The sequence below is a fragment of the Methylobacterium sp. NEAU K genome (assembly GCF_030700285.1).
GTDB lineage: Bacteria > Pseudomonadota > Alphaproteobacteria > Rhizobiales > Beijerinckiaceae > Methylobacterium.
On record NZ_JAUYZJ010000052.1, the window covers coordinates 360 to 26,734 of the forward strand.

Annotated in this window: 23 protein-coding genes, 1 tRNA gene and 4 pseudogenes; 11 read left to right on the forward strand and 17 right to left on the reverse strand. The window is 64.2% G+C overall.

Annotated features, from left to right (window positions below; genetic code table 11):
- Positions 1-943: 943 nt before the first annotated feature.
- The 6 genes from Q8W67_RS25155 to Q8W67_RS25180 form a co-directional block, all read right to left on the reverse strand.
- A tRNA-Thr gene (locus Q8W67_RS25155) sits at positions 944-1,018 on the reverse strand.
- 78 nt (positions 1,019-1,096) lie between these two features.
- Positions 1,097-1,471 carry a hypothetical protein gene (locus Q8W67_RS25160; protein ID WP_305550569.1) on the reverse strand — a complete coding sequence of 125 codons (375 nt, stop codon included), beginning with the start codon at positions 1,469-1,471 and terminating at the stop codon, positions 1,097-1,099.
- A 55-nt stretch (positions 1,472-1,526) separates the two neighbouring features.
- Positions 1,527-1,862 (reverse strand): hypothetical protein, encoded by a 336-nt coding sequence (locus Q8W67_RS25165; protein WP_305550571.1) that lies wholly within the window; start codon positions 1,860-1,862, stop codon positions 1,527-1,529.
- A gap of 154 nt (positions 1,863-2,016) precedes the next feature.
- Positions 2,017-2,382: a response regulator gene (locus tag Q8W67_RS25170; RefSeq protein WP_010687322.1), complete on the reverse strand. Its 366-nt coding sequence runs from the start codon at positions 2,380-2,382 to the stop codon at positions 2,017-2,019.
- A gap of 185 nt (positions 2,383-2,567) precedes the next feature.
- Positions 2,568-3,137, reverse strand: a complete 570-nt coding sequence (gene hpt, locus Q8W67_RS25175; RefSeq protein ID WP_305550580.1) for a hypoxanthine phosphoribosyltransferase — start codon at positions 3,135-3,137, stop codon at positions 2,568-2,570.
- Between the two features lie 115 nt (positions 3,138-3,252).
- Entirely contained in the window at positions 3,253-4,329 is a 1,077-nt protein-coding gene (locus Q8W67_RS25180) for a tartrate dehydrogenase (protein WP_305550581.1), read from the reverse strand.
- A gap of 150 nt (positions 4,330-4,479) precedes the next feature.
- Between Q8W67_RS25180 and Q8W67_RS25185 the strand changes: the two genes are divergently transcribed.
- Positions 4,480-5,193: a GntR family transcriptional regulator gene (locus tag Q8W67_RS25185; protein WP_305550583.1), complete on the forward strand. Its 714-nt coding sequence runs from the start codon at positions 4,480-4,482 to the stop codon at positions 5,191-5,193.
- An 11-nt stretch (positions 5,194-5,204) separates the two neighbouring features.
- On the opposite strand, the gene Q8W67_RS25190 is transcribed toward Q8W67_RS25185, so the two are convergent.
- Positions 5,205-5,555 carry a hypothetical protein gene (locus Q8W67_RS25190; protein ID WP_305550585.1) on the reverse strand — a complete coding sequence of 117 codons (351 nt, stop codon included), beginning with the start codon at positions 5,553-5,555 and terminating at the stop codon, positions 5,205-5,207.
- Between the two features lie 403 nt (positions 5,556-5,958).
- On the opposite strand from Q8W67_RS25190, the gene Q8W67_RS25195 reads away from it, so the two are divergent.
- The 3 genes from Q8W67_RS25195 to Q8W67_RS25205 all read left to right on the forward strand — a co-directional run bounded on the left by Q8W67_RS25195 (position 5,959) and on the right by Q8W67_RS25205 (position 9,555).
- Positions 5,959-7,203, forward strand: a complete 1,245-nt coding sequence (locus Q8W67_RS25195) for a site-specific integrase (RefSeq protein WP_305550587.1) — start codon at positions 5,959-5,961, stop codon at positions 7,201-7,203.
- Positions 7,200-7,826 (forward strand): hypothetical protein, encoded by a 627-nt coding sequence (locus Q8W67_RS25200; RefSeq protein WP_305550589.1) that lies wholly within the window; start codon positions 7,200-7,202, stop codon positions 7,824-7,826. The genes Q8W67_RS25195 and Q8W67_RS25200 overlap by 4 nt, the downstream gene beginning before the upstream one ends.
- A gap of 349 nt (positions 7,827-8,175) precedes the next feature.
- Entirely contained in the window at positions 8,176-9,555 is a 1,380-nt protein-coding gene (locus Q8W67_RS25205) for a phage/plasmid primase, P4 family (protein ID WP_305550591.1), read from the forward strand.
- Between the two features lie 36 nt (positions 9,556-9,591).
- Here the strand turns inward: Q8W67_RS25205 and Q8W67_RS25210 are convergent, their stop codons facing one another.
- On the reverse strand, positions 9,592-9,819 hold the full coding sequence (locus Q8W67_RS25210; RefSeq protein ID WP_305550593.1) for a hypothetical protein: 228 nt from the start codon (positions 9,817-9,819) through the stop codon (positions 9,592-9,594).
- A 237-nt stretch (positions 9,820-10,056) separates the two neighbouring features.
- Between Q8W67_RS25210 and Q8W67_RS25215 the strand changes: the two genes are divergently transcribed.
- Complete coding sequence (locus tag Q8W67_RS25215) at positions 10,057-12,408, forward strand: phage/plasmid primase, P4 family (RefSeq protein ID WP_305550595.1); 2,352 nt, start codon at positions 10,057-10,059, stop codon at positions 12,406-12,408.
- 654 nt (positions 12,409-13,062) lie between these two features.
- On the opposite strand, the gene Q8W67_RS25220 is transcribed toward Q8W67_RS25215, so the two are convergent.
- The 4 genes and pseudogenes from Q8W67_RS25220 to Q8W67_RS25230 all read right to left on the reverse strand — a co-directional run bounded on the left by Q8W67_RS25220 (position 13,063) and on the right by Q8W67_RS25230 (position 15,401).
- Positions 13,063-13,194, reverse strand: coding sequence for a hypothetical protein (locus Q8W67_RS25220; RefSeq protein ID WP_305550602.1), 132 nt, complete (start codon positions 13,192-13,194; stop codon positions 13,063-13,065).
- A 46-nt stretch (positions 13,195-13,240) separates the two neighbouring features.
- Positions 13,241-13,396 (reverse strand): annotated as a pseudogene (locus Q8W67_RS26940) (hypothetical protein); the annotation flags it as partial.
- A 319-nt stretch (positions 13,397-13,715) separates the two neighbouring features.
- A complete protein-coding gene (locus tag Q8W67_RS25225) occupies positions 13,716-14,375 on the reverse strand; it encodes a carboxymuconolactone decarboxylase family protein (protein ID WP_305550605.1) in 660 nt (219 codons plus the stop codon).
- 213 nt (positions 14,376-14,588) lie between these two features.
- Positions 14,589-15,401 (reverse strand): zinc-binding dehydrogenase, encoded by an 813-nt coding sequence (locus Q8W67_RS25230; protein ID WP_305550606.1) that lies wholly within the window; start codon positions 15,399-15,401, stop codon positions 14,589-14,591.
- Positions 15,402-15,770: 369 nt separating this feature from the next.
- Between Q8W67_RS25230 and Q8W67_RS25235 the strand changes: the two genes are divergently transcribed.
- Positions 15,771-16,415 (forward strand): hypothetical protein, encoded by a 645-nt coding sequence (locus Q8W67_RS25235; protein WP_305550608.1) that lies wholly within the window; start codon positions 15,771-15,773, stop codon positions 16,413-16,415.
- Positions 16,416-16,841: 426 nt separating this feature from the next.
- Here Q8W67_RS25235 and Q8W67_RS25240 read toward each other — a convergent pair whose 3' ends face one another.
- On the reverse strand, positions 16,842-18,095 hold the full coding sequence (locus tag Q8W67_RS25240; RefSeq protein ID WP_305550610.1) for a sodium:proton antiporter: 1,254 nt from the start codon (positions 18,093-18,095) through the stop codon (positions 16,842-16,844).
- 214 nt (positions 18,096-18,309) lie between these two features.
- Between Q8W67_RS25240 and Q8W67_RS25245 the strand changes: the two genes are divergently transcribed.
- Positions 18,310-19,623, forward strand: a complete 1,314-nt coding sequence (locus tag Q8W67_RS25245) for a DUF2254 domain-containing protein (protein WP_305550612.1) — start codon at positions 18,310-18,312, stop codon at positions 19,621-19,623.
- A gap of 87 nt (positions 19,624-19,710) precedes the next feature.
- On the opposite strand, the pseudogene Q8W67_RS25250 reads toward Q8W67_RS25245, so the two are convergent.
- Positions 19,711-19,887, reverse strand: a pseudogene (locus Q8W67_RS25250) (ion transporter); the annotation flags it as partial.
- Between the two features lie 466 nt (positions 19,888-20,353).
- Here Q8W67_RS25250 and Q8W67_RS25255 point away from each other — a divergent pair.
- The 4 genes and pseudogenes from Q8W67_RS25255 (at position 20,354) to Q8W67_RS25270 (ending at position 24,142) form a co-directional block, all read left to right on the forward strand.
- Complete coding sequence (locus tag Q8W67_RS25255; RefSeq protein ID WP_305550614.1) at positions 20,354-21,559, forward strand: ABC transporter substrate-binding protein; 1,206 nt, start codon at positions 20,354-20,356, stop codon at positions 21,557-21,559.
- A 251-nt stretch (positions 21,560-21,810) separates the two neighbouring features.
- On the forward strand, positions 21,811-23,097 hold the full coding sequence (gene oxlT, locus Q8W67_RS25260; RefSeq protein ID WP_305550616.1) for an oxalate/formate MFS antiporter: 1,287 nt from the start codon (positions 21,811-21,813) through the stop codon (positions 23,095-23,097).
- A gap of 150 nt (positions 23,098-23,247) precedes the next feature.
- Positions 23,248-23,854, forward strand: a pseudogene (locus tag Q8W67_RS25265) (helix-turn-helix domain-containing protein); the annotation flags it as partial.
- Positions 23,855-23,911: 57 nt separating this feature from the next.
- Positions 23,912-24,142, forward strand: coding sequence for a DUF6429 family protein (locus Q8W67_RS25270; protein ID WP_305541305.1), 231 nt, complete (start codon positions 23,912-23,914; stop codon positions 24,140-24,142).
- Positions 24,143-24,163: 21 nt separating this feature from the next.
- Here Q8W67_RS25270 and Q8W67_RS25275 read toward each other — a convergent pair whose 3' ends face one another.
- The 3 genes and pseudogenes from Q8W67_RS25275 to Q8W67_RS25285 form a co-directional block, all read right to left on the reverse strand.
- Positions 24,164-25,687 carry an IS66 family transposase gene (locus tag Q8W67_RS25275; RefSeq protein WP_305541302.1) on the reverse strand — a complete coding sequence of 508 codons (1,524 nt, stop codon included), beginning with the start codon at positions 25,685-25,687 and terminating at the stop codon, positions 24,164-24,166.
- A 68-nt stretch (positions 25,688-25,755) separates the two neighbouring features.
- Complete coding sequence (gene tnpB, locus Q8W67_RS25280) at positions 25,756-26,112, reverse strand: IS66 family insertion sequence element accessory protein TnpB (protein ID WP_305541299.1); 357 nt, start codon at positions 26,110-26,112, stop codon at positions 25,756-25,758.
- Positions 26,109-26,375, reverse strand: a pseudogene (locus Q8W67_RS25285) (hypothetical protein); the annotation flags it as partial. The gene tnpB and the pseudogene Q8W67_RS25285, both read right to left, overlap by 4 nt.

Consider the following 26,375-nt stretch of genomic DNA (forward strand, 5'->3'; position numbering starts at 1 on the left):
CCCTCGGCTCCCGGGGCGCACTTCTTTGTGCCGACGTCGCCCCTTGGGTACGGCAGTGGAACGCGTCGGTCCGAATGCTGCGCGCGCCATCCGCCGGACAGTTTGAGAAGCCTGATCGTCGCCCCGGAAGGCTCGTTTGACTTAGCGCCCCTCACAGACCTCCCGATCACCGGGAGTTCTCTCTCTCTGAGCGCGACGGCGCAGCGGAAATTTTGTGAGGTACTCTTAGCGTTAGAGGTGTGTTTTAGGCGATGCCCCGACGCCATGCACTGCGATGATCCGCGCATCTGGTGCTGTCCATCGCCCGATGATTTGAGACGGTTTGCGAGGTTCAGGAGTGGAGGCTCTGATCCGCGCGGCCAGACTGGGGGCGGGCGTGGGATCCCCAGCTGCGCGGTCGATCAGCGAGAGATTACCCTGCCGCACCGCAACCGAGACTTGCTACAGCAAGCGGCTGCGGCTCTCATCGTCCACCCATAGGGTCTTGCTCGACAGCAGCCGATCACCCTCGGAACCGAAGAGGCGATCCGGGCCGCGGCGCTTCCGCTCCGATGTGGGTCTCAATCGGTGGGGCGGAGCGACCATCCTGGCCGCCCGAAGCCTTCAGCTTCTCCACCTCAGCTCGCAGCCAGCGTCCTGCCTCAGCGAGGTTTGCTTCGTGCGCGCGACGCGCGCCTGAGCGGCCTTCGCACCGTCGGCGGTGCCCAGGGTCAGCGTGATCTCGTCCCTCTCCACCCCTTAGGCCTCCCGCATGACGCCCCGAGATCATCGAGGATGCGGCGATGGCGGCTGGCTGGGCAGCGGCGCCGGACCTGGCGGTTGGTCGTGCCTACGCGCGTGGACGGACGGGCCGTTCCGAGGACCAAATGGAGCGGCCCTACGTCAGAATCGGCCGCTCATTCCTCGATCAGATCCGCAACTTGCTGGCATCGTTGGATAATGCTGGTGCCGGTGGAGAGGATCGAACTCCCGACCTTCGGTTTACAAAACCGCTGCACTACCGCTGTGCTACACCGGCCCGCGACACGCTTGCTACCAGTCGCGGTGCCGCCGCTCAACCCGAGGGGCGCGACGATCTTGCCGCCCTGACGGGAGCTCAGCGTCCCGAGCCGCGCATCATCGCCTTCAGGCGCTGATCCGCGCGGTCGACGCGCTCGGCGATACCCCGGCGGATGCACCTGTCGACCGAGTCTCCGGCGTAGAAGCCGACCGTCTTGTCCTGGTGCCGGCATGCTTGGACCGGCGGCCAGGCGACGACGGCCGCCACGACCACGACCACGGCCACGGCCACGAGCCAGCCCGTCCAACCCAGGCGAAAGCCGCCCCGGCCAAGTTCCCGAGGGCGGTGCCGGCGGCTGCGCCGATTTGCCGGATCGGAGCCGAGCCGCGCCATGCGGGCGCGGAACTGGGCCTCCTCGACGGCGTCGGGGGCGTTGCCGGAGGGCGAGGCGGTGAAGGGGCGGATAGACATGGAAGTCTCGCACGGGATCGGTTCGCAGCGGAACGGGCGATTTCGCCCGGGGGCCTCAATCGATGAGGCGCTTCAGGAGGGCGAAATTGTCCTGCATCGAGAAGGCGTTGCCGATCAGGTCATTGCGCGCGCAGGCGCCCGCTCCGACGAGCCCGAGCCATCCCGTGGCGGCGGGGCGCGCGCCGCAATCGGCGAAGCTGCCGTAGAGGAACAGGGCCACCGGCAGTGCGAAGGTCGCGAACTTCACGAGCGCGGCCACGCGCCCGAACACGCTCCGGCGGGGACGCCGTGGCGCGTCCCAATCATCGTCCCAGCCCGCCTCGTCGGCGTCCCGCTCGTACCGGCTCTGGCGGAGCGACGCGACGGAGGCGTCCCTGTCTCGATGGTCCATCGCGATGCCGGTCCCGATCTGATCTGACCGGACGATGCTGACACGCTTTCGTAAAACTTGACCTAAAGGTGATGTTTAAGGGCACATAAATAGCGACCAGGTTGTCGACGGGTCGCCCGTCGACGCGCGAAGGTCCCCGGGAGACCGGATCGCGTCAGGCCGCGAGCGCCCGCTTCACCGTGGCGCGCAGGTCCGCCAGGGAGAACGGCTTCGTCAGCACGTCGGTGACGATGGCGTCGAGTCCACGGGCCCGTTCGCGCTGGTCGGCGAAGCCGGTCATCAGCAGGATGGTCAGGTCCGGGAAGTCCCGCTTGGCGGCCAAAGCCAGCGCGATGCCGTCCATGAGCGGCATGCGGATATCGGTGAGCATCAGATCGAAGCCGCCATCGGCCTCGTTGAGGCGGTCGAGCCCATCGCTGCCGTCATTGGCGGTGACGACGGCGTGGCCGTCGATCTCCAGCCCCCGCTTGAGGAAGCCGCGGACCGTCTCTTCGTCATCCACCAGAAGGATGCGCGCCATGGGGTTCCGTAAACGTCCCTGATTCCGTGCCTGAACCCGCGACGTCCCGCCGAGATGAGATTTCAGACTTGCTTAAGGATAACAGATCACGAGCGGAACCGTTGCGCTGTCAAGATGCTGCACGGCGAAACGGCCCCGTCCCCCGGGGACAGAGGCGAAAATGCCGCGCCGGCGGGCGCCCGGAATCACGCCTCGTCGAACAGGTCAGGGTCGCCGCTGCCGTAGTCGACGACGCCGACGAAGGGCAATTGTCGGAAGGCATGGGCCGCATCCATCCCGTAGCCGACGACAAACACGTCAGGGCAGGTGAAGCCGACGAAGTCGGCATCGATCGTCACCGCGCGCTTGCCGGGCTTCTCAAGCAGCACCGCGGTGAGCACCCGCCGGGCGCCCCGGGCCATCAGCAGATCCTTGGCGAAGACGACGGTCCGGCCGGATTCCAGGATGTCGTCCACGAGCAGCACGTCCCGCCCGCGCACCTCGCTTTGCACGTCGCGCAGGATCTCGACCTGCCCGGTCGAGACGGTGCCGGTGCGATAGCTCGACAGGTGCACGAACTCCACCTGCGGCGAAAGCCCGACCCGGTGCAGCGCCCGGAGCAGGTCGGCGGCGAACATGAAGCTGCCCTTGAGCACCGCGACGACCAGGAGGTTCTCCGGTTGCGCGGACAGGATCTCCCGCGCCAGCTCGGTGTTGCGCTTGGCGATCGCGGCCTCGTCGAACAGGGGGCGGACGCGCCGCTCGGGGATGCTCATCTCATGGGTCCCGGGAGCTTGTTCGCGGGACGGATCCTCCGCCGCGATCGGCACCGGTCTTAGCGCCCCGGGGCCGCCGGGGAAACTCCGGATCCGAGACGGCCGCGGCGGGCCGTCAGACGTTGTCGCCGCGGATCGCCGCGATCACCGCCTCCGTGACCGTGCGCGTCGTAGCGGTGCCGCCGAGGTCGGGCGTGTGCAGGCCGGGATCCGCGGTGACGCGCTCGACCGCGCGCATCAGCCGGTCGGCCGCCGGCCTCTCGCCCAGATGCTCCAGCATCTGGCAGGCGGTCCAGAAGGTACCCACCGGGTTGGCAATGCCCTTGCCGGCGATATCGAAGGCCGAGCCGTGGATCGGCTCGAACATCGAGGGGAAGCGCCGTTCCGGGTTGATGTTGGCGGTGGGCGCGATGCCGAGCGAGCCCGCCAGCGCCGCCGCGAGGTCCGACAGGATGTCGGCGTGCAGGTTGGTCGCCACGATCGTGTCGAGAGTCTCGGGCTTCATGGTCATGCGCATGGTCATGGCGTCGACCAGCATCTTGTCCCAGGTCACGTCGGGGAAGTCTTCGGCCACCTCCGCGGCGATCTCGTCCCACATCACCATGGCGTGGCGCTGGGCGTTCGACTTGGTCACAACGGTGAGCAGCTTGCGCGGGCGCGCGCTTGCCAGCGCGAACGCGTAGCGGATTACCCGCTCGACGCCGGCCCGGGTCATGATCGAGACGTCGGTGGCCACCTCCTCGGGCAAGCCCCGATGCACCCGGCCGCCGACGCCGGCGTACTCGCCCTCGGAATTCTCCCGCACGATCACCCAGTCGAGCTCCGGCCCGGTGACGTGGCGCAAGGGGCTGGTGATGCCGGGCAGGATCCGGGTCGGCCGGACATTGGCGTACTGGTCGAAGGGCTGGCAGATGGCGAGCCGCAGGCCCCAGAGGCTGATGTGGTCGGGCACGTCCGGCGCGCCGACCGCGCCGAAGAAGATCGCATCGTGGCCCCTGATCCGGTCCAGCCCGTCCTTGGGCATCATCGCGCCGTGGATCTTGTAGTAGTCCGAGCCCCAGTCGAACCGGTCGAAGGCGAAGCGGAAGCCGCCCTCGCGCTCGGCCAGGACGTCGAGGACCTCCATGCCGGCGGCGATCACCTCCTTGCCGATCCCGTCGCCCGGGATGGCGGCGATGCGGTACTGCTTCATGCCTGTCTCCTCCGTCGTCCGCGCGGCGATCTTGCGCGCCAACTTCCATGCAAGATGACATGCGGGTAGGATGCGGGTGGGACGGCTGTCAAACCGGGCGGCTCGGCCGGCCTGAAAGCCGGTCAGTGCGACGATCGGACGGGGCGCGGGATGGCGAAGGCGCGGGTCGAGGCGGGCACGATCGGGGGAAACCGGGACCGGCGCCCGTCCCTGGTCGACGACGCCTACGCGGCGATGCGCGACGCGATCCGGGAGGCCCGGCTTCCGCCGGGTTATCAAGCCTCGGAACAGGAGATCGCCCTGCGGCTGGGCATGAGCCGAACGCCCGTGCACGAGGCAGCGATCCGGCTGCAGGAGGACGGATTGGTGCGGGTGCTGCCGCGCCGGGGCATTCGGATCCTCGCGCTCGCCCCCGAGGACATGCGCGAGATCTACGACGTGATCATCGCCATCGAGGGGCGGGCGGCCGAACTCGTCGCCACCTTGTCCGGGCCCGAGCGCCTGCGCGCCGCCGACGACCTCGACGCACACACCCGGGCGATGGAGGCGGCCCAGGCCGCGGGCGACCTTCCGGCCTGGGGCCGGGCGGACGCCGCCTTCCACGCCGCGCTGATCGGGCATGCCCGGAACGGCCGCATGAGCCGGATCGTGCAGGCGATCAACGACCAATCACACCGGGCCCGGATGCTGACGCTCAATCTGCGCCGGGGTCTCGAAGCCTCGGGAGCCGACCACCGGCAGATCGCCGCCGCCATCCGGGCGGGCGAGTCTGAGGTCGCCCTGGCGGCCGCGCGCGACCATCGCCTCCGCGCGCGAAGCGAATTGCTGCCGCTGCTCGCCGATTGCGGCCTGACGCACCTGTGAGCGACCCGGGCTCAAGCCTGGTCGGCCTCCCGGAACGGGCGCAGGATGCGGATCAGCCGGCCCCTGCGCGGTGTGTCCGCGTCGTACTGCCCTGCAGGCGCAGCGTCCGGCCCGGCGTCCAGATCCGCCCCATCCCGGCCGTCCCCCGGCTCCACGTGGCGGACCTGTGCCAGGACGTCCGCGACGATGCCGGGTATCGGGCGCTGATGCTCCTCCAGCAGGAGCGAGGCGGTCCAGAGCCGATTGGCATTCGCCAGCGGGAGGGTTCCGCTCGTCAGGCGCTCCATCAGCATCCGGTCAGCCAGCGAGGCCGCCAGCGCGCTCACGATCTCGAGCTGATTCTGCTGCGTCGTGCTATCCATGACAATCTTCGGTTCAATGATGATAGTTAATCACTGCACGAGAACGGCCATAGGCGCCAGAATGCGGCGCTTATATAACATTCGTTGAAATCCGAAAACAGATCCCGCCGGCCGAACGCGGCGCACGGCGGGCGCACACGCAAAAGGGGTCGGCGATCCGCCAACCCCTTGCGCAGTCGTGCTGAATGGATGGTACCACCGCCCCGGCTCGAACGGGGGACCCCCAGATCCACAATCTGATTATGGAACAAAACACATCCTAACATTCAGGTGGTTGTCTGGCCGGCAAAGATTTTGCTAAACCTAGAAAAAACCGCGATTGTGAGGCTTCGTTGATAACACGGGGTAACAGGGCATAACGCCCATTTCCTGTTACCCCTGGTTACCCTGAAGGAGCACCAGAGTGGTCGCACGAGTTCTGACCGTGCAAGCCATAGAGCGCTTGAAGCCCGACCCCGCGCGTCGGCTGGAGATTCCGGACGCGACGCTACCGGGGCTGTACTTCATCATCCAACCGTCTGGGGCAAAAAGCTGGGCGGTTCGGTATCGGCACGGCGGCCGCACGCGCAAGCTGACGCTTGGCGCATATCCAGCCCTCGATCTCGCCAAGGCGCGGACCGAGGGGAGAGCGGCACTTCAGTCCGTTTCGCTGGGCCAGGATCCTATGACCGAACGCAAGGTGGTCTCGCCGCCGCCAACACACGACCTGATCGGCTCGGTGATGGACGGCTTCATTGAGCGGCACGTCAAACCTCGAAACCGGCCACGCACTGCCGAGGAGACCATCCGCATCCTGCGGACAAAGGTGCAGCCAGTTTGGGATGGGCGAAAAATTCAGGACATTGGCCGCCGCGACGTAATCGATCTGCTCGACGGGATCGTGGATGCCGGGACGCCAATCGCCGCCAACCGCACACTGGCGGCGCTATCTAAGCTGTTCAACTGGGCGGCCGAGCGCGGCATTGTTGAGGCCAGTCCCTGTGTTCGGGTGAGAGCTCCGGCGATCGAAACTAGCCGCGACCGGGTGCTCAGCGAGGGCGAGATCCGCCTGTTGTGGCGCGCCTGTGATGTGATTGGCTGGCCGTTCGGCCCCTTCGTGCAGATCCTGCTCTTAACAGCCCAGCGCCGCGACGAGGTCGCTAAGATGCGGCGCGCCGAGTTGCGCGAGGATGGTACGTTGTGGGTCATCCCGGCTGAAAGGGCGAAGAACGGGTGGATCCACGATGTGCCGCTGAGCGCGAAAGTGCAGGCTATCCTTGCATCGATGCCGCGAATTGCGGGCCGAGCCGGTTACGTCATCAGCACGAAGGGCAGTAGTGGTATCTCGGGCTACGCCAAAGCCAAGATCCGGCTGGATAATGCGATGCGCACTCTCGCGAGGGCTGATGCTGAGGCGGGTGGTTCTGACCCGGAATCCATCAACATCGAGGCGTGGCGATTGCACGACCTGCGCAGGACAGCAGCCTCTGGCATGGCGCAGCTCGGCACCAATCCGCATGTTATCGAGGCTGTATTGAACCATCGATCCGGCACAATCAGCGGCGTTGCGGCAATTTATAACCGATATCAATACCTCGCTGAAAAGCGGACTGCGCTTGATGGATGGGCCGCGTACGTCGACACAATCCTCGGTGGAAAGCCAGAATGAACGTTAATGTCGACTTAAATTGGCTTTGCAAACAAATTCAAATCCGCTCAGGATTATCCAAATCCGAGTTAGGAGAGTCGATCTGCGCCGCTATGGTTGCCGGGCGACTCACTGGTTTTGCTCAGAAGGCATTGCGTTATCCAATGCTTACTGTTCGATCCTGTTTCATGGCTGGCGACGGTGCGTGGAAAGATTTCGTCATCCCATCGAATTTCTGGGAATTTATTGAAGTTGATTGGGACGAGCCGACTCCCGTCTTTCATTTTCATCTCGATCAAAATAATTGGATAATTTATAAGATAGAAGTCAATCGCGAGTCTGCTTACAGTTATATCAGATCTCAAGATCCAGTACTGCGAGCATCGGATCCGAATGAAGCAAAATCGTTAACTCTGCCCACTACAACGAAGAGCAAAGGCGGACGGCCTCCTAAATATGATTGGGACGCCTGTAGGATTGAAGCGGTACGATGGATGACACATCGCGGTCGACCAAATACTCAAGCCGAGTTGTTCGCTCATATGGCTGAATGGTTCGGACCTGACGGACCTGGCGACACGCAATTGAAGCAGCACCTAAGGCTAGTTTATCGAGCTTTCCGACCAACCAATCAGGCAGACTAAGTTTCCGACCGTTTCCGACTAATACCGGCTGACAGAGTCGAACTTTAGGTCCAAAAAACGAGCGGCTTCCAAACCGGGGCAGCACGTTGAATTACATCTCTCGTTCGCCTGATGATTTGCTGCCAGCAGCACAGGTTTTAGCTCGGTACGGGATCAGTTCGATGACCTTGCACCGGTGGCTCAAGAACCGGCGGCTGAATTTTCCGATGCCGATCTGGATCAACCGGCGACGGTACTTCCGGCTGAGCGACTTAATGGCCTTCGAATCTCGGCAGGCGGTCGCGGACGCTGTGGAGCAACCGCGTTCGATGCAGCCAGGTGATTGACCAATGCCCCGGTTCTAACGTGCATGGCTTCCAAGAATGCACCTTGCGCGCGTCCTGTGCCTATGACGCGTAGCCTGACGCCGCCAGCCACGGCTTCAATCATCGATATTGCACGCAGCGTGCTCAACACCGAGTTCGCGGGCGGGGCCCATCTAATGGTGGTCGCTGATCAGTTCTACCGCTTCGTCGGCGATCATTGGGCGGTTGTGAGCCCTCATGAGGTGGGCGGCGTAGTGCTGCGCCACCTCCATGCTGCCGCCGGTGACGGCAAGTTGAACCGGCGATCGACAGTACGCGAGATTGTCGACCTACTTAAGATGTTCCAGTCAACCGGCGACGATATCTTCGAGGAGGGCGAAGCTCTGCCGCTCCTCAACCTTCGTAACGGCCAACTCGTGATCGGGTCGGACGGATCGCCCGATTTGCAGCGTCACGATCCTGCGTCAGGTCAGCGCCATTGCCTCGACGTCTCCTACGACCCGGGCGCGGTTTGCCCGCTCTATGATCAGGCCCTGGAGGAGATTTTCTCGAAGGCGGCGAGTCCCACCGACCTGATCGCCTTCTGGCATGAGGTCACTGGCTATATCCTCCAGCCCAGCCGTCCCGATGCTCGCATTTTCGTTGGGTGGGGAGATGGAAGCGACGGCAAAACCGCCCTGGCCGCGCTCGTCGCACGCATGCTCGGCAAAGAGCAGGTCGCAGCGATGCCCATCAGCAAATTGGTCAGCAACCAATTCATGGTCGGACACCTGCGTGGCAAGCGCTTGCTGCTTGATGATGATGTGAATGTTGGAACGGTTTTACCCGACGGCATGCTAAAGACGATCAGTGAGGCAAAGATCGTTACTGGAGAACTCAAACATCGCGATGGTTTCGAGTTTACGATACGAGCTGTACCGATGTTGCTGTGCAATTTACCTCCAATAATTCGGGATACGCACCCAGGCTTCCGGCGTCGTCTAACAGTCATCAGGTTCGACAGGCGCTTCAGTCCCGCCGAGGCTAATCCAGTCCTATTCGACCGGATCTATGCAACGGAGCGAGCCGGCGTTCTGAATCGCATGCTCCAGGGCCTTCAGGCGGTCGTCGCGCGGGGCTGGAAGCTCTCACCTCCGGCGGAGGTCGAACAGGCAACCGACGAGTTTTACCACCAGGCCACGCGCTTCAGCTCGCCCAACATTACGCGCCGAGCAAGCAACGTCAGCTCAGATATAAACAGTATGTCGTCAGTTTTTGATCGAATTGACGTCAAAAACTTTATTTATGACGTAGATATAGCAAACAAATATGGATGTCGCGTTGGGCAAAAATTCTTAGAACTGCAAATCAACGCGCCTGTCGGGACCCAACGCGTGAGTGTTAAAATCGGCAACGATATTAGAATCAGGTTCAGAATGAAGTGACTTAAACTTGGAATTCTTATTACGCAAACATGAACATCAAATGTCGAGCGTCGAGGATAATTCCGAAAGTTCATCGCGCCGGGGCGAGATCGCGAGCCAGCGCTTTCGGTTATCCTCCCCCCGTCCATGGGTGCTCTCCGCAATCGCGGCCTTCTCTACTTCAATCACAACAAATCTTTCTATCTCCAAGCTGAAAGCAGCAATTTTCGCATTTGGGCGCGTCCCAAACAGCACTACGTTTATCTGCACATCGGTTATCGTCACGTTTTCTCGTTGTTTGATGTTCGTTTGTATTCAGACGCGGGTGGACAGCTTCTCGACGGTCGCGTCTCAGTCATAGTTTGAGATCGATGCGAACATTTGCATCATTGGCAGGCGTAACTATTCGATGCGTTTTCACGGGAAGACGATTGGCCTCTGTCGGTCCCACAGGAAATTTCGCGCCAAAAGTGGTAAAAGCAATGCATGACCAGGTACGTAAATTTATATTGCCCCAGATTTATGATCGACACTCGGTTTATACTGCAATGTCACCGGAATGAAAACGTTAAATATTACCTGCAGGAGGAGAGAACTATGACGATCACTATCATCGACCCGATTCGTTTTACTGCAGTTGCCTACGGTCGGCAGGGCATGAAGGTCCATCCACTTCATACGCCCGTCGGCGACGGATGCTCTTGCGGCAATCCTTCCTGCAATCGTCCTGGGAAGCACCCTCGGCTCAGAGATTGGAAGCTCAAGGCGACAGCAGATCCGCATGCGATCGCGAAGATGTGGGATCAGTTCCCGAACGCCAACATCGGCGTCTGCACCGGTGCGGCGTCCGGCGTATTCGTGCTCGATGTCGACGGCCCCGAGGGTCGCACCAGCCTCAGAGCCCTCCGGAATGGTCAACGCGGCCTTAAGCGATCGTCGCGCGTCGATACCGGTCGCGGGTGGCACTACTATCTGCGGAGTAACGGCTATCGTTTCAAGAACAGCGCCGGTCGGCTGGGTGCGGGTCTCGATATCCGCGGCGATGATGGCCTCGTCGTCGGCGTCGGCAGCCGCCACGCTTCTGGCGTGACCTACCTGCACGCGAGTGATCAGCGGCACAACACCATCCCCGTCCCGGCGGTGGCGCCAGACTGGCTGATGGACGAGATCTGCGCCCTTGGGCTCGCCGAGAAGATCGACGGTGAAGGCGACGGCGTCCAGGCGAGCTACGGTGCGGCGGCCCTGGCCGACGAGGTGGCGCGCTTCCGGAAGTCCACCGACGGCACGCGCAACGACAACCTGAACTGCTCGTCCTTCCGGTTGGGCCAGCTCGTTGGCGCGGGCGTGCTCGGTGCGGACGAAGTGGTATCAGCCTTCACGCGGGCGGCCGCGGAGATCGGGCTGGACGATGCGGAGATCCGCGCGACCATCAAGAGCGGCCTCACCGCGGGCAAGAAGAACCCGCGGCAGGTCAGGGTCGAGACCGTGCATCGACTGGCCCCGCGAGCGACCGAGACCGAGCTCGATGCCTTGGCCGAAGAGCTCGCCAAGCTCGGCGAGACCGATGCCGACAACGCGGAGCGCCTGACGCGGCGCTTCGGCGACCGCTTGGCCTACACGCCGGGGCGCGGCTTCCTCGTCTTCGACGGGCGGCGCTGGCAGCGGGACGCTAGCCACCAGCGCATGGCCTTCGCCGAGCGGACTGCGCGCGCGATCGCCGCTGAGGTCGGGTGGTTGAGCGACGGGCGGGACAAGGCCGGGCGGTCGAGCTTCGCCACCGCTAGCCTCTCGAAAGGCGCCCTCGACCGAATGCTGGACCTCGCGCGCAACCGCCTAGCCAAGAGCGACGCCCAGTTCGACGCGCATCCCTATCTCCTGAACGTCGAGAACGGCACCCTCGATCTCCGCCAGGGCAAACTGCGCCCGCACAGCGCGGAAGACCTTCTGACCAAGATTTTACCCGTTGCCCACGATCAGGATGCCAACTGTCCTGTGTTCGAGCGGGTCATCGCGCAGGCTCTGAACCGGGATGAAGACCTCAAAGCCTACTTCCAGCGTGCGGTCGGCTACACGCTGACCGGCGACACCACCGAGCAGGTGTTCTTCTTCGTCCATGGTCGTGGGTCGACGGGCAAGTCAACGCTCATCAACCTGATCCGGCAGCTCCTCGGCGACTACGGGCTCCACACCCCGACCGAGACGATCCTGGCGAAGCAATACGACAACGCAATCCCCACCGACCTAGCCCGGTTGATGGGCGCCCGGATGGTCACGGTGATCGAGGCCAATTGGAATCGGCAGATCGACGAGGCCCGGCTCAAAGCCATGACCGGCGGCGAGCCGATCGCCGCGCGCTTCATGCGTCAGGACCTCTTCCAATTTCAGCCGGAATTCAAACTGTGGTTCGTCGCCAACGACCCGCCCGGTGTGCGCGGTACCGCCGAGTCGTTCTGGCGGCGAGTCCACGTCCTCCCCTTCGATCAGGTCGTAGAGGACAACGAGGTCGACCCGGAGCTTTCGGAGAAGCTACATGCTGAGCTCCCTGGGATCCTGGCCTGGTCGGTCCGAGGATGCCTCGAATGGCAGCGGCACCGCCTCAAGCCGCCGCAGGCGGTTCGGCGGGCGACGGACGGGTGGAAGCAGAAGGCCGACCACGTCCGCCGGTTCATGACCGAGGCGGTGGTGATCGAGTCGAACAACCTCGTCGGCGCACACGACCTCTACCTGGCCTACCGCTCTTGGTGCGAGCGGCACGGCGAAACGCCGTCCGACACGCGTCGCTTCAAGAAGGCGATGGAGGGCCTCGACGTGACCCACAAGCGGGGTCGCAGCGGCAGTGTCTGGGTCGGGATCAGGCTCCGGATCCCCGAGTAGCCATGGGCTCCAAGGTCCGCCCCTCTGGGGGCGGGCCAGCCATGGTTGTGGGTGGGTGTTGCAGCTGTTGCAGCATTTACCCTTATAACAGTATATCAACAAAACCTTATAAAAACAAATACATAATGCTGCCACACCTGCAACGGGGGTGTTTCGTGCTTCACCCATGACCCCGTTGCCCCGTTCACCCTATTAAGCTCGGATTTGCTGCCCTGGAAGCAGACCCGCTTCAGGACATCGGGTGGTCCTCATCCCTGTCGTGGTATCGCTTGGGGATGGAGAAGACCAGATCGCGGGACCTCGATGAGGCGCTGGAAGTATCCCGGTCCGACGGTTTGGAGGGCATCGTGGCTGACACACAGGAACTCGCGATCGCCTACGTTCGGCTCATGCTGATGAGCGAGCGGGCGCCGCCGCTGACCCTGATGAACCACGACGCGGAGGGTGCGGCGCTCGTGATCGCTGCAATCGTTGACTGCTGCGCCGAACTGAAGGCCAAGATCCCAAGAGGTCAGTATCGGGATCGAGCTTTCGCAGGAGCTTGGTTTGCGCGACGGCTTGCACCTCTCGCCGTGCTTGAGGCTCTGCATCCACGTCGACAGGGGTTTGAGGCGGCAAATCGCGTTCCAGCGGGCTACCGGATTGAGGCTGGCTTCAGCCCTCGAAGAACTCCTCATCGAAGCGCTCGACCGTCAGCGTCTCCTCAACCCGGCAGCCGACGCTTTGGCGAATCATCAGCCGGGCGATCTGGGGGCCATCGATCAGCACGATGCGCTTGCTCAGCACCTAATCCTTCACGCGCTGAGGCCGAGAACGAGGAGGTGGTGACGAACAGGCCCTTCGTGGCTTCGAACCGATCGAGGCAGCTGATGAAATCTCGGATGGCGAGCGCCACCCCGGTGAGAATAGCTGCCATCGCCTGGCCGCGCTGGTCCGCAGGCAGTCCGTCGCGAGCTGTCGGGATTGGCTCTAAGATCGTGACGGACATCCCGGGGGATCTCACGGGCTGAACCGGCCGCTGGCTGCGTTCCTCGCGCCGCCTTCGCAATCATGCAACGTCATCACCACTCCGTGAAGCGAGTCCGGATCCCAGATCGGGCACCAGAGCTGAATGCCGAAGGCGCTGATCGATCAGGACAAGGCGATGATGCCGGTCGTGCTCACAATCGGCTTGGTGCAGGTACCGTCAGGACCACATTGCGCACCTCTTCGGGCTCGACGATCTCCATCTCATCATTTCGCCGGGTCTCGGCTGATCCACGACGCAGAGGCGATCGAGAGCATCCCGGCGTCCACCCTTTCAAAGCCTAACGTTCGCCGGGCTTGAATGGCGGCTCTTTGCCCGGGGGCACGCCCTCTTCTGCCATGCTCAGCAACATGGCGACGGTGACGTAGGTGCCAGTCAGCGTGGTCAGGTCTACGACCCCTTGATCGCCGAGCACCTGTTTCGCGCGAGCGAACGTCTCATCCGAGACCGCCTGCTCGGTGGAGAGCTCCATGCAGAAATCGTACACGGCAGCTTCGTCCGGCTTCATACCCTCCGGTCGCTTGTTCGCCTTCAGATCGGCCGCGACCTGTTCTGAGAGACCGGCTTTGATCGCCAGCGGGTAGTGGGCATACCACTCGACCTGCGAGCGCCAGAGACGGCCCTGGATCAGGATGGCAAACTCGTTGAGCCGGGTCGGGACCGAGGTGTGCCAGCGTAGGTAGTCGAGGAGATCGTACATCCGCTGCGCCATCTCCGGGCTACGGATCATCGGATTGTAGGGGCCGGCGAGCCCGACGCTTGAGACCTTCATGATCTTCTCGCCAACCGGGCGCTGCGCCAGCGTGAGCTGATCCAAGGTCAGTTGCGGGAAGCGAGGCTCGCGCTCGGTCAAGCCCCACGACGTCGACGTTGCCAGCCATCCACCGGCGACCGTCACGACGGCTACAGCTACGATGCCGCCGGCTTTGAACACGCCCATCGATCCCTCCCTGGCACGGGCGCGATCAAGTGCGCCTCTACTAGGACGCGATAGTCCGCGATACGCCTGCGAAGATCCAGGTGCATGGCTCGATCTCAGATTGAAGTCGCCCATTTTTTCGTGACCCTCGGGTGTGTTGGTGGAGAAACCAGCAACCCCATGGGGTCCGCGAGGTCGGCGAGCCTCCACCTACCGAACAGACCGCCACGCTCCTCAGATCGTCAGGACAATCTTGCCGAAGTGCTCGTCCTTCCTCATGCGCGCCAGCGCTTCCGGCGCCTCGTCCAGCGTGTACCGGCTGTCGATCGGCAAGCTGAACTGCCTGCTTGCGATTGCCTCCCACAGGTCCGCCCGGACGCGCTCGGTGATCGCGCGCTGCTCTTCGATCGATCGGGTCCGGTTCGTCACGCCGATGTAGCTGATGCGTTTCGTGGCATGGAGGTCGAAGTCGAACTCGCCTCGGTTACCGCCGAGCCGACCGACGTTGACGATGCGTCCGAGAACGGCCGCAGCCTGCAGGTTGCCGTTGGCTACCGGCGCGGAGACCTGATCGATGATCACGTCGACGCCCCGGCCGCCGGTTGCCTGCCGCACCTGCTCGGGCCAAGTCGGGTCCTTGGTGTCGACCGCCAGCGTGGCGCCGAACTCGGATAGGCGCGCGCGGTGCTCGGGACTTCGCGATGTGCCGATCACGATTGAGGCTTTCCGCCAGCGGGCGATCTGAAGCCCCATCAGCCCGACGCCGGAACTCGCCCCCTGGATCAGCACCGTCTCGCCCGGCTGCAGGTGCGCCTGGGTGACGAGGGCGTCGTGCATCGTCTGAAGCGCGACCGGCAGCGTCGCGGCGACCTCGAACGACATGCCTGCAGGCAACAGGAGGGTTCGCCCGTGATCCGAGACGGCATACTGGGCATAGGCGCCGGCGCCGGAGCACATGACCCGATCACCCGGATGGAAGTCGTTCACGGCCGCCCCGACTGCCACGACCTCGCCGGCCCACTCCGGTCCGGCGACGATGGCCTTCATCCGGGCGTCGGCCCGGGGGAGGGGGTGTACTTCAGCCATGGCAACGCGGGCGGATAGAAGCGTTGCGGTCGCGCCGGCCACGATTGACCTTCTATCCAGGTCCATGGCCTACCCCTGCCGCTATTTCGATTGGGTACCATAGCCTACCCGCCAGGTTTCAACATACCTTGACAAATAGGAATATATTCTGATAACTATGTGTTGGGCCGGTTCGTGGCCCCCATCGAGGGCCGCCATGAGCCACCCACCACCCACGCTGATGTCGGATCTCCAAGCGCGACCGCCCAGCCTTCCACAACAACCTCAGCCATCCGCAACCATCCCGAGGGGGTCTCATCCGAGGCCCCCTTCGCATTTCTGGAGCATGCCATGACCGGAGCCACAACTACGACGACCAAGAACGCACTCACTCCGGCTGAAAGCCCACTCGCCAAGCCCATACCGGCCCTCATCGTGTTCGGCATCGACAAGGACGGCAGGCCTCACGCTGCCTGGTTCGCCACCCTAGACGTGAGCTTGGCCACGAAGGCCGCAGCGACCATCGGGTTTCGCGCCCTCGTGTTGTGCGATGATTCCCAGCGCTCGGCTGCCGCAGAACTGCCCCAGGGCCGGGTGTTCGGGTCGGGGCGCGCCTTCGTGCCGTTCGTCGCCCGGGAGGTGTACGACCGACTGCAGGCGCTCGCTAGTGGGCCGAAGGGTTCGATTACCTCCAGCATCAGAATGGTCGCCCAAGCCCCGATGAAGGCTGCTGATGGCGACGAGTGTTGCCCGAGCGAGTCGGGCCCGGCGAATCCCCGCTACCCGCGCAGCTGGGCCGGCATCGCGATCGGCAGCCTAGTGTTGATCACCGAGGGCGATCAAGATGGCTGGTATGAGGCAGTGGTCGTCGCCTCGAAGCCGGGCGGCGAGTTCACCCTTCAATGGCGAGACTGGCCAGACCTGCCGTTGCTGATGCGCCGGCGCGATGAGATGGCCTTGCTGCATCCGAACGCGGCCGCGGCAGCCGAAGCCTGAACTCGACCCGGATATGCAAACTGGCCGGTCGGCGATCCGATGCAGTTTGCCGGCCGATGAGCTTCGAGGCGATCCAAACCGCTATGACCGAAATGCGCCCATCTCGGCCATTCGGAAGCGTCCGCCGGCATCTCCGAAGCGGACATCGCGTCAGGCCGGGTCACAGGTCCAACTGGCGCCATGAGCGGAAGTTGGCTCGACGCCCGGTAGCAGAAATTCAGTTTTGGAAGGCCGACCGTCCGATGTCGACCCTTTTCTGAAGTTCGGAAGGTCTGCTCGGGAGCACTCTGACTAAGTGCCGTAACCCATCCTGGCTGGAAGCCGCTGGTCCGCTCCGAGGCGGCTGAAGCCATACGACGGACAAACCGCATTCGATCGAGGCTACGCCTTATCCCGCCAAGCCGCCCGGAATATGCTCAGGACCGCCTACCGCGCGTGAAGGGTTCGACGTGCGAGGAAGCCGAGGGTGGAGCCCTGAACGATGATGGTGAAAAGCACCACGGCGTAGGTCGCCGCCAGGATCGCGGGCTTGGCCTCACTCTCCGGCATCGAGAGGGCCAGCGCCACCGAGATGCCGCCGCGCACGCCCGCCCAGGTCAGGAACGGCACATTGCCGAGTGAGAGGTTGCCGCCCCAGCGAAACAACAGAACCGGCGCCGAGACCGCGATTAGGCGGGCGACCAGGACGATGGGAACGGCGCACGCAGCCAAAGCCAAGCCCGAGACCTGGAAGCGCAGGACGAGGACCTCCAGGCCGATCAGCAGGAACAACACCGAGTTCAGCACCTCGTCGACGAGCGTCCACAGGGCGGAGACGTACTTCTGGGTGTTGTCGCTCATCGCGTAGCGTGGCGCCCGCTCGCCGACCAGCAGCCCCGCCGCGACCACGGCCAAGGGGGCGCTCGTCCCGAGCTTCTGGGCGAGCGCGTAGGTCCCGGTGACGAGGGCCAGGGTGATCAGCACCTCGACCGGGAAGTCGTCGATGCCCTTCATCGCGCGGTAGGCTACGTAGCCGGTGACAAGGCCTAGAGCCACGCCGCCGCCGGCCTCGTGGAGGAGGACCGTCGCGACCTTGCCGACGCCCGTCGCATCGCCGCCCGAGCCGGCCGCATAGGCGAGAAGGACAGTGAACAGCACGATGCCGATGCCATCGTTGAACAGCGCCTCGCCCTGCATCTCCACTTCGAGCGCTTCCGGCACCTCCACGTTCTTCAGGGTGGCCAGCACCGCGACGGGATCGGTCGGGCTGATCAGCGCCCCGAACACCATGGCCCAGGCCAGCGGCACCGGGCTGCCAAGTAACTGAGCCGCAGCCCAGAATGCCGCCCCGACCAGGGCGGCCGACACGAGGGTCCCGAGAAGCGCGAGGGTCGCCACGGCGAATGCGCGGTCGCGCAGAGCGCGGAGGTCGAGGTTCAGGGCGCCGGCGAACAACAGGAAGGCCAGCATGCCGTTCATGACCACGCCGGTGAAGTCGACCTGGTCGAGGATGCGCGTGAGATCCCCGTAGAGATGCTGCTGCGGGAAAGCGACGTCGACGAACACCAGCGCGAGCGAGGCGAGGAGGCTTATCACGAGCAGGCCGATGCTGTGCGGCATGCGCAGGAAGCGCCGGTTTAGCCAGCCGAACAGGGCCGAGAGGGTGAGCAGCAGCGCCGCGAGGTCGAAGATCGAGATCAATGAGTATCCTTCCTACCCGCAGCGTCAGCCAGGGCGAGCCGACCCGAGCAGGACGAAGCGCAGCATTCGGTATTCAACGACCGAAACGCGCCATCGGCCCATGCGATACCGCGACCTCTCGATGGGTTGCTGCCCGCGGCGGATGCCCAGGTGACGGCAGGAACGTCTCGCTGCGCCGATTGCCGTAGCCGGCCCGAGCTGGCAGGCCGGGACCATGAGCGCGCGTGTCAAAGCTTGGCTGGAAACTCTCGGCGATCTGTTCTGGCTTCGCCCGGCCTTGATCGTCCTCGGCTGCGTGTTGCTGGCCCAGTTCGGGGTCTGGCTGGAGACCGCCCACATCGCCGGGTACGATCCATCCTCGCCGGACCAGAACTGGGGCTACTCGGGCGGGGCGGAGGGCGCGCGGGCGTTGCTCAGCGCTGTGGCGTCTTCCACCATCGGTGTTGCCGGCACCACCTTCTCCATCACCATCGCGGCCCTGACGCTGGCATCGGGCCAGATGGGTCCCCGGCTCCTGCGCAACTTCACCCGCGATGCCCGCAACCAGATCGTACTGGGCATCTTTCTCGGGACCTTCGCCTACGCCCTGATGGTGCTGCGCACGGTACGCACGGTGCAGGAGAGCCCGTTCGTCCCGCACCTCGCCATCACCGGGGCCATCGCGCTTGCGCTGTTGTCGCTCGCGACGCTGGTCTGGTTCGTCCACCACATCGCCGCCAGCATCAACGTCGAGACCGTGCTCGACGAGGTCTACGGCGACCTGTGCGACGCCGTAGAAAGGCGCACGCGCGACGAAGCGGACGAGAGGCGCCCGTCCAAGCTTCCCGGCGCAGGCGCGGTCGTCGGCAAGGGTGCCGGCTATCTCCAGGCCGTGGACGTCGGGGGACTGGCTGACTGGGCTCGCGAGCACGATGTGATCGTTGCGCTGCGAGTGCGGCCCGGCGACTACGTTCCGAGCGGCTACCCGGTCGCGTTCCTCTCGGCCGGCGTCGAGGACGCCGAGGCGGCCATCGCGCGGGCGCTGACCTTCGGACGTCGCCCGGCCGCCCTCCAGGACCTGGAATACTCAATCCGCCAATTGGTCGAGATCGCGGTCCGGGCGCTCTCGCCCGGCATCAACGACCCGTTCACAGCCGGCAGCGTCGTCGACCACCTCGGCGACGCCCTGTGCCGGACGGCTAACCGGCATCTTCCGACCGGCACCGTCATGCGGGATGACCGCGTCGTACTGGTCTACTCGGTGACCGACTACGACGGCCTGTGCGATGCCATGTTCCACATGATCCGCCAGAACGCCGCTGGCTCGGTGTACGTGCTGGGGCGGATGCTCGACGTCTTCGCCCACGTCGCCGAGGTCGAGCGGCTGACCGACCGATCCGCCGAACTCTGCCGCCACGCGGATCTCGTCATCGCCGCCGCGCGGCGCGACGTGGCGGATCCGTCGGATCTCGCCGACCTTGAAAAGCGCCATCGCCGATTCCGGGCCACCGCGGCCACCACGCTAGTCACCGGCACCGCGCCGGCTTGAGGGGGGCCCCGGAAGCCAGCCGTCCCGCAGACTCCTGATCCCTGGCCGGCGGGAGCCAAGCCGCCATCGGCATCGCCCGCCTTATTGTCAGTACGCCCCCTCGTCGGGGATGTTCAGGAGGTTGCCGCAAGCTTTGCAGTGCACGGCGTCCGGCTCGTGGCGCTGCAGGTCGCAGACGTCACAGGGGATGCGCACCTTGTAGGGGCGGAACACCACCTGGGCGAGGCGAAGGAACAGTGTCACCCCGCAGATCATCGCGAAGACGACCGTCGCCACGTCGAACACGAGCACGGCAAAGTGGAAGCTGTGGGCCCGCCGCGTGTCTCCCCCGTAAAATTCGCGCATTGTCGCGGTCGGTGTCGTCATCGGTCGTGGGGTCGGAAGGAAAAGTTTCAGGAGTCCCGCGTCAGCGCGCAACCGGCCACGGCGCCCAGGGCATCGCCCGTCAGCGGCTTCGCGTTCTCCCGAGAACAGCCATGGCTGACGAAAAAGTCCTTCACGTCTGCTTCGGGGATCCTGCCGTCCTGCTCAGAATGACTGGGATGGGCGCGAAGCGGCCGACCGGATCTTGCTGAAAGCTGCTGTATGGTTTCTGACGAGCGATCGCATGACGCAGACATAATCGGGAGGCGCGATCTCACGTTTTTCTGTTATGACCGTGCGTAAGCACGGCAAAGGCTGATGTTCACGAAGCGGCGCAACGTCGCCGCAAGTGGGAGGAACGAGAGCAATGAAACCAGCAAAGCTCTGCCTGTTAGCGTACCTGACCTCGAACATTCTGGGTGTTGTCGCTGCTCAGGCTGCATCGGACCACGTCGTCATCGGTGATATCGACGACATGTCGGGCGTCTATGCTGACGTGATCGGGGCAGGTGGCGTTGAGGCGATCAACATGGCGATCGCCGATTTCGGCCACACCGTGTTGGGAAAGAAAATCGAGGTCCTGACCTCCGACCACCAGAACAAACCCGACCTTGCGACCGCGCGCCTGCGCGAATGGGCCGACCGAGATGGCATGACGATGCTGCTCGGTGGCTCGAACACCGGCGTCAGCCTTGCCATGGCGTCCGCAGCCAAGGAAAAAAAGATACCGTTCTTCGCCATCGGGGCTGCCGGCGCCTCGCTGACCGGCAAGGACTGCACGCCTTACACGATCCACTATGCCTACGATACGACGGCGCTCGGCAACGGCACCGCGACAGCAATCCTGCAGGAAGGCGGCAAGAGTTGGTTCTTCCTGACTGCGGACTACGCCTTTGGCACCCAGCTCGAGGAGGCTGCCTCCAGCGTCGTCAAGGCGAATGGCGGCAAGGTGCTTGGGTCTATCCGTGTGCCGCTCGGCACGGCCGATTTCTCATCCTTCCTTTTGCAGGCGCAGGCCTCCAATGCGCAGGTGCTCGGGCTCGCCAATGCCGGCACCGACTTCACCAACTCGATCAAGGCCGCGCAGGAATTTGGCCTCACTCAGACGATGAAGCCAGCGGCGCTTCTTGCCTTCCTCAGCGACATCCATGCGCTCGGGCTTGAGACTGCGAAGGGGCTGTACCTGACCACGAGTTGGTACTGGGATATGAATGATAAAACGCGCACCTTCGCCAAACGTTTCTTCGATAAGACGAAGCGCGAGCCGGGCGAGAATCAGGCTGCGTACTACTCGGCGACACTGACTTACTTGAATGCTGTCAAGTCCGCCAACTCCACCGATCCCGATAAGGTTATGGACCAGCTCCACAAGATGACAATCAGCGATCTTTACACATCGAACGGCAAGATCCGTGCAGACGGCCTGATGGAACACGAGATGTACGTCATGCAGGTGAAATCCCTGCAGGAATCGAAATATCCGTGGGATTACTACAAGCTGGTCCACACGATGACGGGCGAGCAGGCCTTCGGCAAGCTCTCCGACACAGCCTGCCCGCTCGTAAAGAAATAGTAGATGGAACCGCCTGGCTAGGCTAGCCAGGTGGTTCCTGTGGCTCGGGCGAGCTATGCAACAAATCAACCTATCAGCCTAGGCGGTCAGCTAGCTCTACCCACCGTCACATTTCGAAAGACCTACTAAGGGCTGTGTTGAAGTAACGCGGATGGATCCTGCCAGCTGTATGCCTAAACCGGCGGCTGAGAGGGATGGCCTGATCCTGGTGGCACAATAATCGCAAGATTTATCCAATCACGGAGCGTTTAATGGACAATCTTGGTCGCCGTCGCTGGCTGCAACTCCTGCTCGGCCTCATCGTCATGATGACGATTTCAAGCCCACAATACGTCTGGACTCTCTTCGTCAAACCATTTCAGGCGAGCACCGGGGCCTCGCTCGCCGCGGTGCAGGTCACCTTCACGCTCATCATCGTACTGCAAACTTTCTTCTCACCGGTCCAGGGGTGGTTGATCGATCGCTTCAGTGCCAAGCTGATGATCGCGATCGGCACCGGCCTTAGCGGAATTGGCTGGGTCGCGGCTTCCTACGTCGACAGCCTGTTCGGCCTCTATGCAACCTACGGCCTTCTGTGCGGCCTCGGGACGGGCATCGTGTATGTCGGCATCATCGGTCTGATGGTGCGCTGGTTCCCGGATCGCCGCGGCTTCGCGGCGGGCGTGGTTGCGGCCGGCTACGGCATGGGCGCAATGATCACCACGTTCCCCATCACCGACATGATCGCGGCGACCGACTTCCGCCACACGCTGCTCGTGTTCGGCTTGGTCCTGGGCGTAGTTGGCGTTCTGGCGTCTCTCGGCCTGCGGTCGCCGGAGCCCGGCGAGGTGCCGGCCGTCGATCCGATTCAGACCGCGAGCGCGGCAGCCGACACGGCGCCGAAGGCGATGCTGCGCACTCCGTTGTTTTGGCTGATGTTTGCCATGATGACGATGATGGCGACCGGCGGCCTCATGGTCGTAGCCAACTTCGCTAACTTTGCCCGTGAGTTCGGCGTCGCTGACGCCCTTGTATTCGGGTTAGCGGCGCTACCCTTCGCGCTGACCTTCGACCGCATCACCAACGGTCTGACCCGACCGTTCTTCGGCTGGGTTTCCGATCACATTGGGCGCGAGAATACCATGGCGATCGCCTTCGCGGGCGAAGCCGTCGCGATTTGCCTTCTGCTGTACAATCGCCAGAGCCCCTATGCGTTCGCGCTCCTGTCGGGTGCGGTGTTCTTCGCTTGGGGCGAGATTTTCTCGCTATTCCCCTCGATCCTCACCGACACGTTTGGGACCAAGCACGCCACGACGAACTACGGTTTTCTGTATATGGCCCAGGGTGTCGGTTCGCTCCTGGGCGGTCCGGTTGCTGCCCTGATCCATGATTCCGCCGGGAGTTGGGTACCTGTATTCTCAATTGCGATTGGTCTTGATCTGCTAACGGCGATACTCGCGTATTTCGTGCTCAAACCGCTGCGACGGAGTTGGCTGAGCGGTAATGCAAAGCCAGAAATCGGTTCCCTGGTATCCCGTCCAAGAAGCGTGGCGGCGTGAGCCTCAGGTGAGCGGGGTCTAAATAAGCACTGAACCAGTCCCCTTCCTGAGAGGACAGCAACCTCTTGTCCGCCGTCAGCACTTCTGAGACAGGTTGAGGGCCTTCACAAACGGAGGATGGCTGGTTCATCGTAGCTCCTAGGAGCGAAGATGAAACAGTCATCTGGACCGGCGCGGAAGCCGGCAGAAGCCGTGATCAAGGATATCCGCCGGGCCACGCGCGGCAGTTCTCGACTGAGGAGAAGATCCGGATCGTGCTGGAGGGCCTGCGCGGCGAGGACGGCATCGCCGAGCTATGTCGGCGCGAGGGCATCGCCTCGTCGATGTACTACGGCTGGTCCAAGGAGTTCGTCGAAGCCGGCAAGAAGCGGCTGGCCGGCGACACGGCCGGTGCCGCCACCGCCGACGAGGTCAGGGACCTGCGCCGCGAGGCGGGCGCGCTGAAGGAGGTCGTGGCCGATCTCGTGCTGGAGAAACGTCTGCTGAAAAAAAGTATGACCGGGGCTGGGGGCGACGAGGCATGAGGTACCCGGCCTCTGAAAAGCTGGAGATCATCCGGCTGGTCGAGCAGTCTCACCTGCCGGTGCGCGCCACCCTGAATAAGCTCGGCATCACCCGAGCGACGTTCTACCGCTGGTATGACGCCTTCCAGCGCGGCGGCCCCGAGGCCCTGGCTGATCGCCCGTCCCGACCCAGCCGGGTCTGGAACCGTTTGCCGGCCGAGGTTCGCGAGCAGATCGTCGCCCTCGCGCTGGAGGGTAACCGATCGGCTGGCACCACGCCCGGTCTGAGCGCGGCGTGCTAATCTGCTCAGATGGCGGTCGACGAGGAGCGCATCGACGAGGCGGTGCTCGCCCTTTTGTGGCTGACGCTCCACGATGGGCGTCGGGCCTGGAAGGGCTTCGACTGGGCTGTACTTGGCCGTCTCCACGCCAAGGGGCTCATCGCCGATCCGGTCGGACGCGCCAAGTCGGTGGTGCTGACAGACGAGGGATTGCGCCAATCCGAGGCGCTGTTCCGGAGCCTGTTCACACGCCCTGACTGACGCGTCAGGGCCGTGGCGTTCTCAGGCCACGGCTTGGAGCGTGGGTGTGCTCGGGTAGGCCCAGGGCAGAAGCTCGTCGAGGCGCCGCTGCGGATGGCCGTCGACGATGCGGGTGATGACGTCGGCCAGGTAGGCCTGCGGCTCGACGCCAACGAGTTTGCAGGTCTCGACCAACGAGGCGATCACCGCCCAGTGCTCGCCCCCGCCGTCCGAACCAGCAAACAGGGCATTCTTCCGATTCAAGGCCAGGGGCCGGATCGCGCGCTCGACGGTGTTGGAGTCGATCTCCACGCGCCCGTCGTCGAGGAACAGGCTCAGCCCCGCCCAGCGGCTCAGGGCGTAGCGGATCGCATCCGCCAGGTTGCTCTTGCGGCTCAGGAGGCCGAGCTTCTCGCGCAGCCACGGCTCCAGCGCCTCGACCACGGGCCGGCTTCGTTCCTGCCGGGCCGCCCGTCGCTCCTCGGCCGGGCGACCGCGGATCTCGGCCTCGATCCGGTAGAGCATGGCGATGCGCGACAGCGTCTCCGTCGCGATCGGCGAGGCCGCGGCTAGGTCGTAGAATTGCCGACGCACATGGCTCCAGCAGTAGGCCAGCCGCACCGCGCCGCCCTTGGCCAGCGTCTCGTAGGCTGCGTAGCCGTCAACCTGGAGCACGCCTGCAAACCCACTGAGATGCGCGATCGGCCGTCCGGCCGTGCGATCCGGGGCGTAGACGTAGGCAACTCCCGGCGGATCAGTCCCGCCCCAGGGCCGGTCGTCGCGCGCATACGCCCAGAGCTGGCCGGTCTTGGTGCGGCCGCGACCCGGATCGAGCACCGGTGCCGTGGTCTCGTCGGCAAACAGATTGCCCGAGCGCTTCAGCGTCTCCAGCAGCCGCCCGTGGACGGGCCGGAGAAGGAAGGCGGCGCGCCCGACCCAGTCGGCCAGCGTCGAGCGGTCGAGGCTGACGCCCTGGCGGGCGAAGATCTGCGTCTGTCGATACAGCGGCAGATGGTCGGCGTATTTGGAGACGAGGACCTGCGCGACGAGAGCGTCGGTCGGTAGACCGCCCTCGATCAGCCGCGCCGGTGCCGGGGCCTGCACGATCGCGTCCCCGCAGGCGCGGCAAGCGTAGCGCGGACGGCGGATCACCAGCACCCGGAACTGCACCGGCACCACGTCGAGGCGCTCGGACACGTCCTCGCCGATCCGGTGCAGGGCACCCGAGCAGCACGGACAGGCGGTGCGGTCGATGTCGACGAGGCACTCGACCCGCGGCAGATGGGCGGGCAGCGCCCCACGGTTCGTGCGCCGCTTGACCCTCCGGGCCTCCTTCCTGGCGGGCTCGCCCTCCTCGGCGGCAAAGCCCGCAGCCTCGACCTGCTCGGCCTCCTCCAGCCCGAGCAGGAGTTGATCCTCAGGCAGGCTCTCGGCGCGGCGGCCGAAGCGGTGGCGCTGCATGGCCAGGATGATCTGTCGCAGCCGCTCGTTCTCGGCGCGCTCCTCGGCGAGCAGCGCCTTGAGCGTCTCGGGGTCGTCGGACGAGGGCGAAGCAGGCGCCACCATGAAGCGGATTAGAGCAGATCCGCCAGTGACTTACCACCGCGACGAAGCCCGTCCGCCGGGCTTTTTGCTCAGCCTGCAACCGCCGGCGTGCTCACGGGACGCGCTGCATGGACGCGCTTCCAGTCCAAGCCTTCGACGAGCGCCGCGAGCTGCGCCGCGCTCAGCCGAACCACGCCGTCCTCGATCTTCGGCCAGCAGAACTGACCAGCCTCCAAACGCTTGGTCGCGAGGACCAGCCCGCTTCCATCCCAGACCAGGAGCTTCACCCGGTCGGCCCGCTTCGAGCGGAACACGTAGACCGTGCCGGAGAACGGATCCGCGCCCATCGCGTCCCGGACCAGAGCGGCCAGTCCGTCCATGCCCTTGCGGAAGTCCACCGGCCGTGTGGCCAGCATCACGCGCACCGCGCCGGAGGGCCCGATCACAGGGGAGCCTTCAGCGCCCGGATCACCGCGGCGATCTGAGCCGCGCTCGCGCCCTGAGCGATGCGGACCGTGGCGCCTGCGATCTCAACTTCGATACCGTGACAGCCGCGCGGCTCACGCAGCGCGGAGCTCGTCTGCGCTGACGCCGGCTCTTGCCGGCCCACACTCAGCACGGCCGGCACGAACTGCAGTGGGGTCTGGTCGTCGTGCCTCCCAGCCTGACGCGCCAGGCGCCGCCACGTGAACAGTTGCGAGGCGCTCAG

Excerpts from the sequence above, each read along its gene's own strand:
- Q8W67_RS25275 (WP_305541302.1), bottom strand. The coding sequence starts at position 25,687 with ATGGTGGCGCCTGCTTCGCCCTCGTCCGACGACCCCGAGACGCTCAAG.
- Q8W67_RS25205 (WP_305550591.1), top strand. The coding sequence starts at position 8,176 with ATGGCTTCCAAGAATGCACCTTGCGCGCGTCCTGTGCCTATGACGCGT.
- Q8W67_RS25160 (WP_305550569.1), bottom strand. The coding sequence starts at position 1,471 with ATGTCTATCCGCCCCTTCACCGCCTCGCCCTCCGGCAACGCCCCCGAC.
- Q8W67_RS25255 (WP_305550614.1), top strand. The coding sequence starts at position 20,354 with ATGAAACCAGCAAAGCTCTGCCTGTTAGCGTACCTGACCTCGAACATT.
- Q8W67_RS25180 (WP_305550581.1), bottom strand. The coding sequence starts at position 4,329 with ATGAAGCAGTACCGCATCGCCGCCATCCCGGGCGACGGGATCGGCAAG.
- oxlT (WP_305550616.1), top strand. The coding sequence starts at position 21,811 with ATGGACAATCTTGGTCGCCGTCGCTGGCTGCAACTCCTGCTCGGCCTC.
- Q8W67_RS25230 (WP_305550606.1), bottom strand. The coding sequence starts at position 15,401 with ATGAAGGCCATCGTCGCCGGACCGGAGTGGGCCGGCGAGGTCGTGGCA.
- Q8W67_RS25200 (WP_305550589.1), top strand. The coding sequence starts at position 7,200 with ATGAACGTTAATGTCGACTTAAATTGGCTTTGCAAACAAATTCAAATC.
- Q8W67_RS25170 (WP_010687322.1), bottom strand. The coding sequence starts at position 2,382 with ATGGCGCGCATCCTTCTGGTGGATGACGAAGAGACGGTCCGCGGCTTC.
- Q8W67_RS25165 (WP_305550571.1), bottom strand. The coding sequence starts at position 1,862 with ATGGACCATCGAGACAGGGACGCCTCCGTCGCGTCGCTCCGCCAGAGC.
- Q8W67_RS25270 (WP_305541305.1), top strand. The coding sequence starts at position 23,912 with ATGGCGGTCGACGAGGAGCGCATCGACGAGGCGGTGCTCGCCCTTTTG.
- hpt (WP_305550580.1), bottom strand. The coding sequence starts at position 3,137 with ATGAGCATCCCCGAGCGGCGCGTCCGCCCCCTGTTCGACGAGGCCGCG.
- Q8W67_RS25235 (WP_305550608.1), top strand. The coding sequence starts at position 15,771 with ATGACCGGAGCCACAACTACGACGACCAAGAACGCACTCACTCCGGCT.
- Q8W67_RS25225 (WP_305550605.1), bottom strand. The coding sequence starts at position 14,375 with ATGGGCGTGTTCAAAGCCGGCGGCATCGTAGCTGTAGCCGTCGTGACG.
- Q8W67_RS25185 (WP_305550583.1), top strand. The coding sequence starts at position 4,480 with ATGGCGAAGGCGCGGGTCGAGGCGGGCACGATCGGGGGAAACCGGGAC.
- Q8W67_RS25215 (WP_305550595.1), top strand. The coding sequence starts at position 10,057 with ATGATCGACACTCGGTTTATACTGCAATGTCACCGGAATGAAAACGTT.
- Q8W67_RS25245 (WP_305550612.1), top strand. The coding sequence starts at position 18,310 with ATGAGCGCGCGTGTCAAAGCTTGGCTGGAAACTCTCGGCGATCTGTTC.
- Q8W67_RS25190 (WP_305550585.1), bottom strand. The coding sequence starts at position 5,555 with ATGGATAGCACGACGCAGCAGAATCAGCTCGAGATCGTGAGCGCGCTG.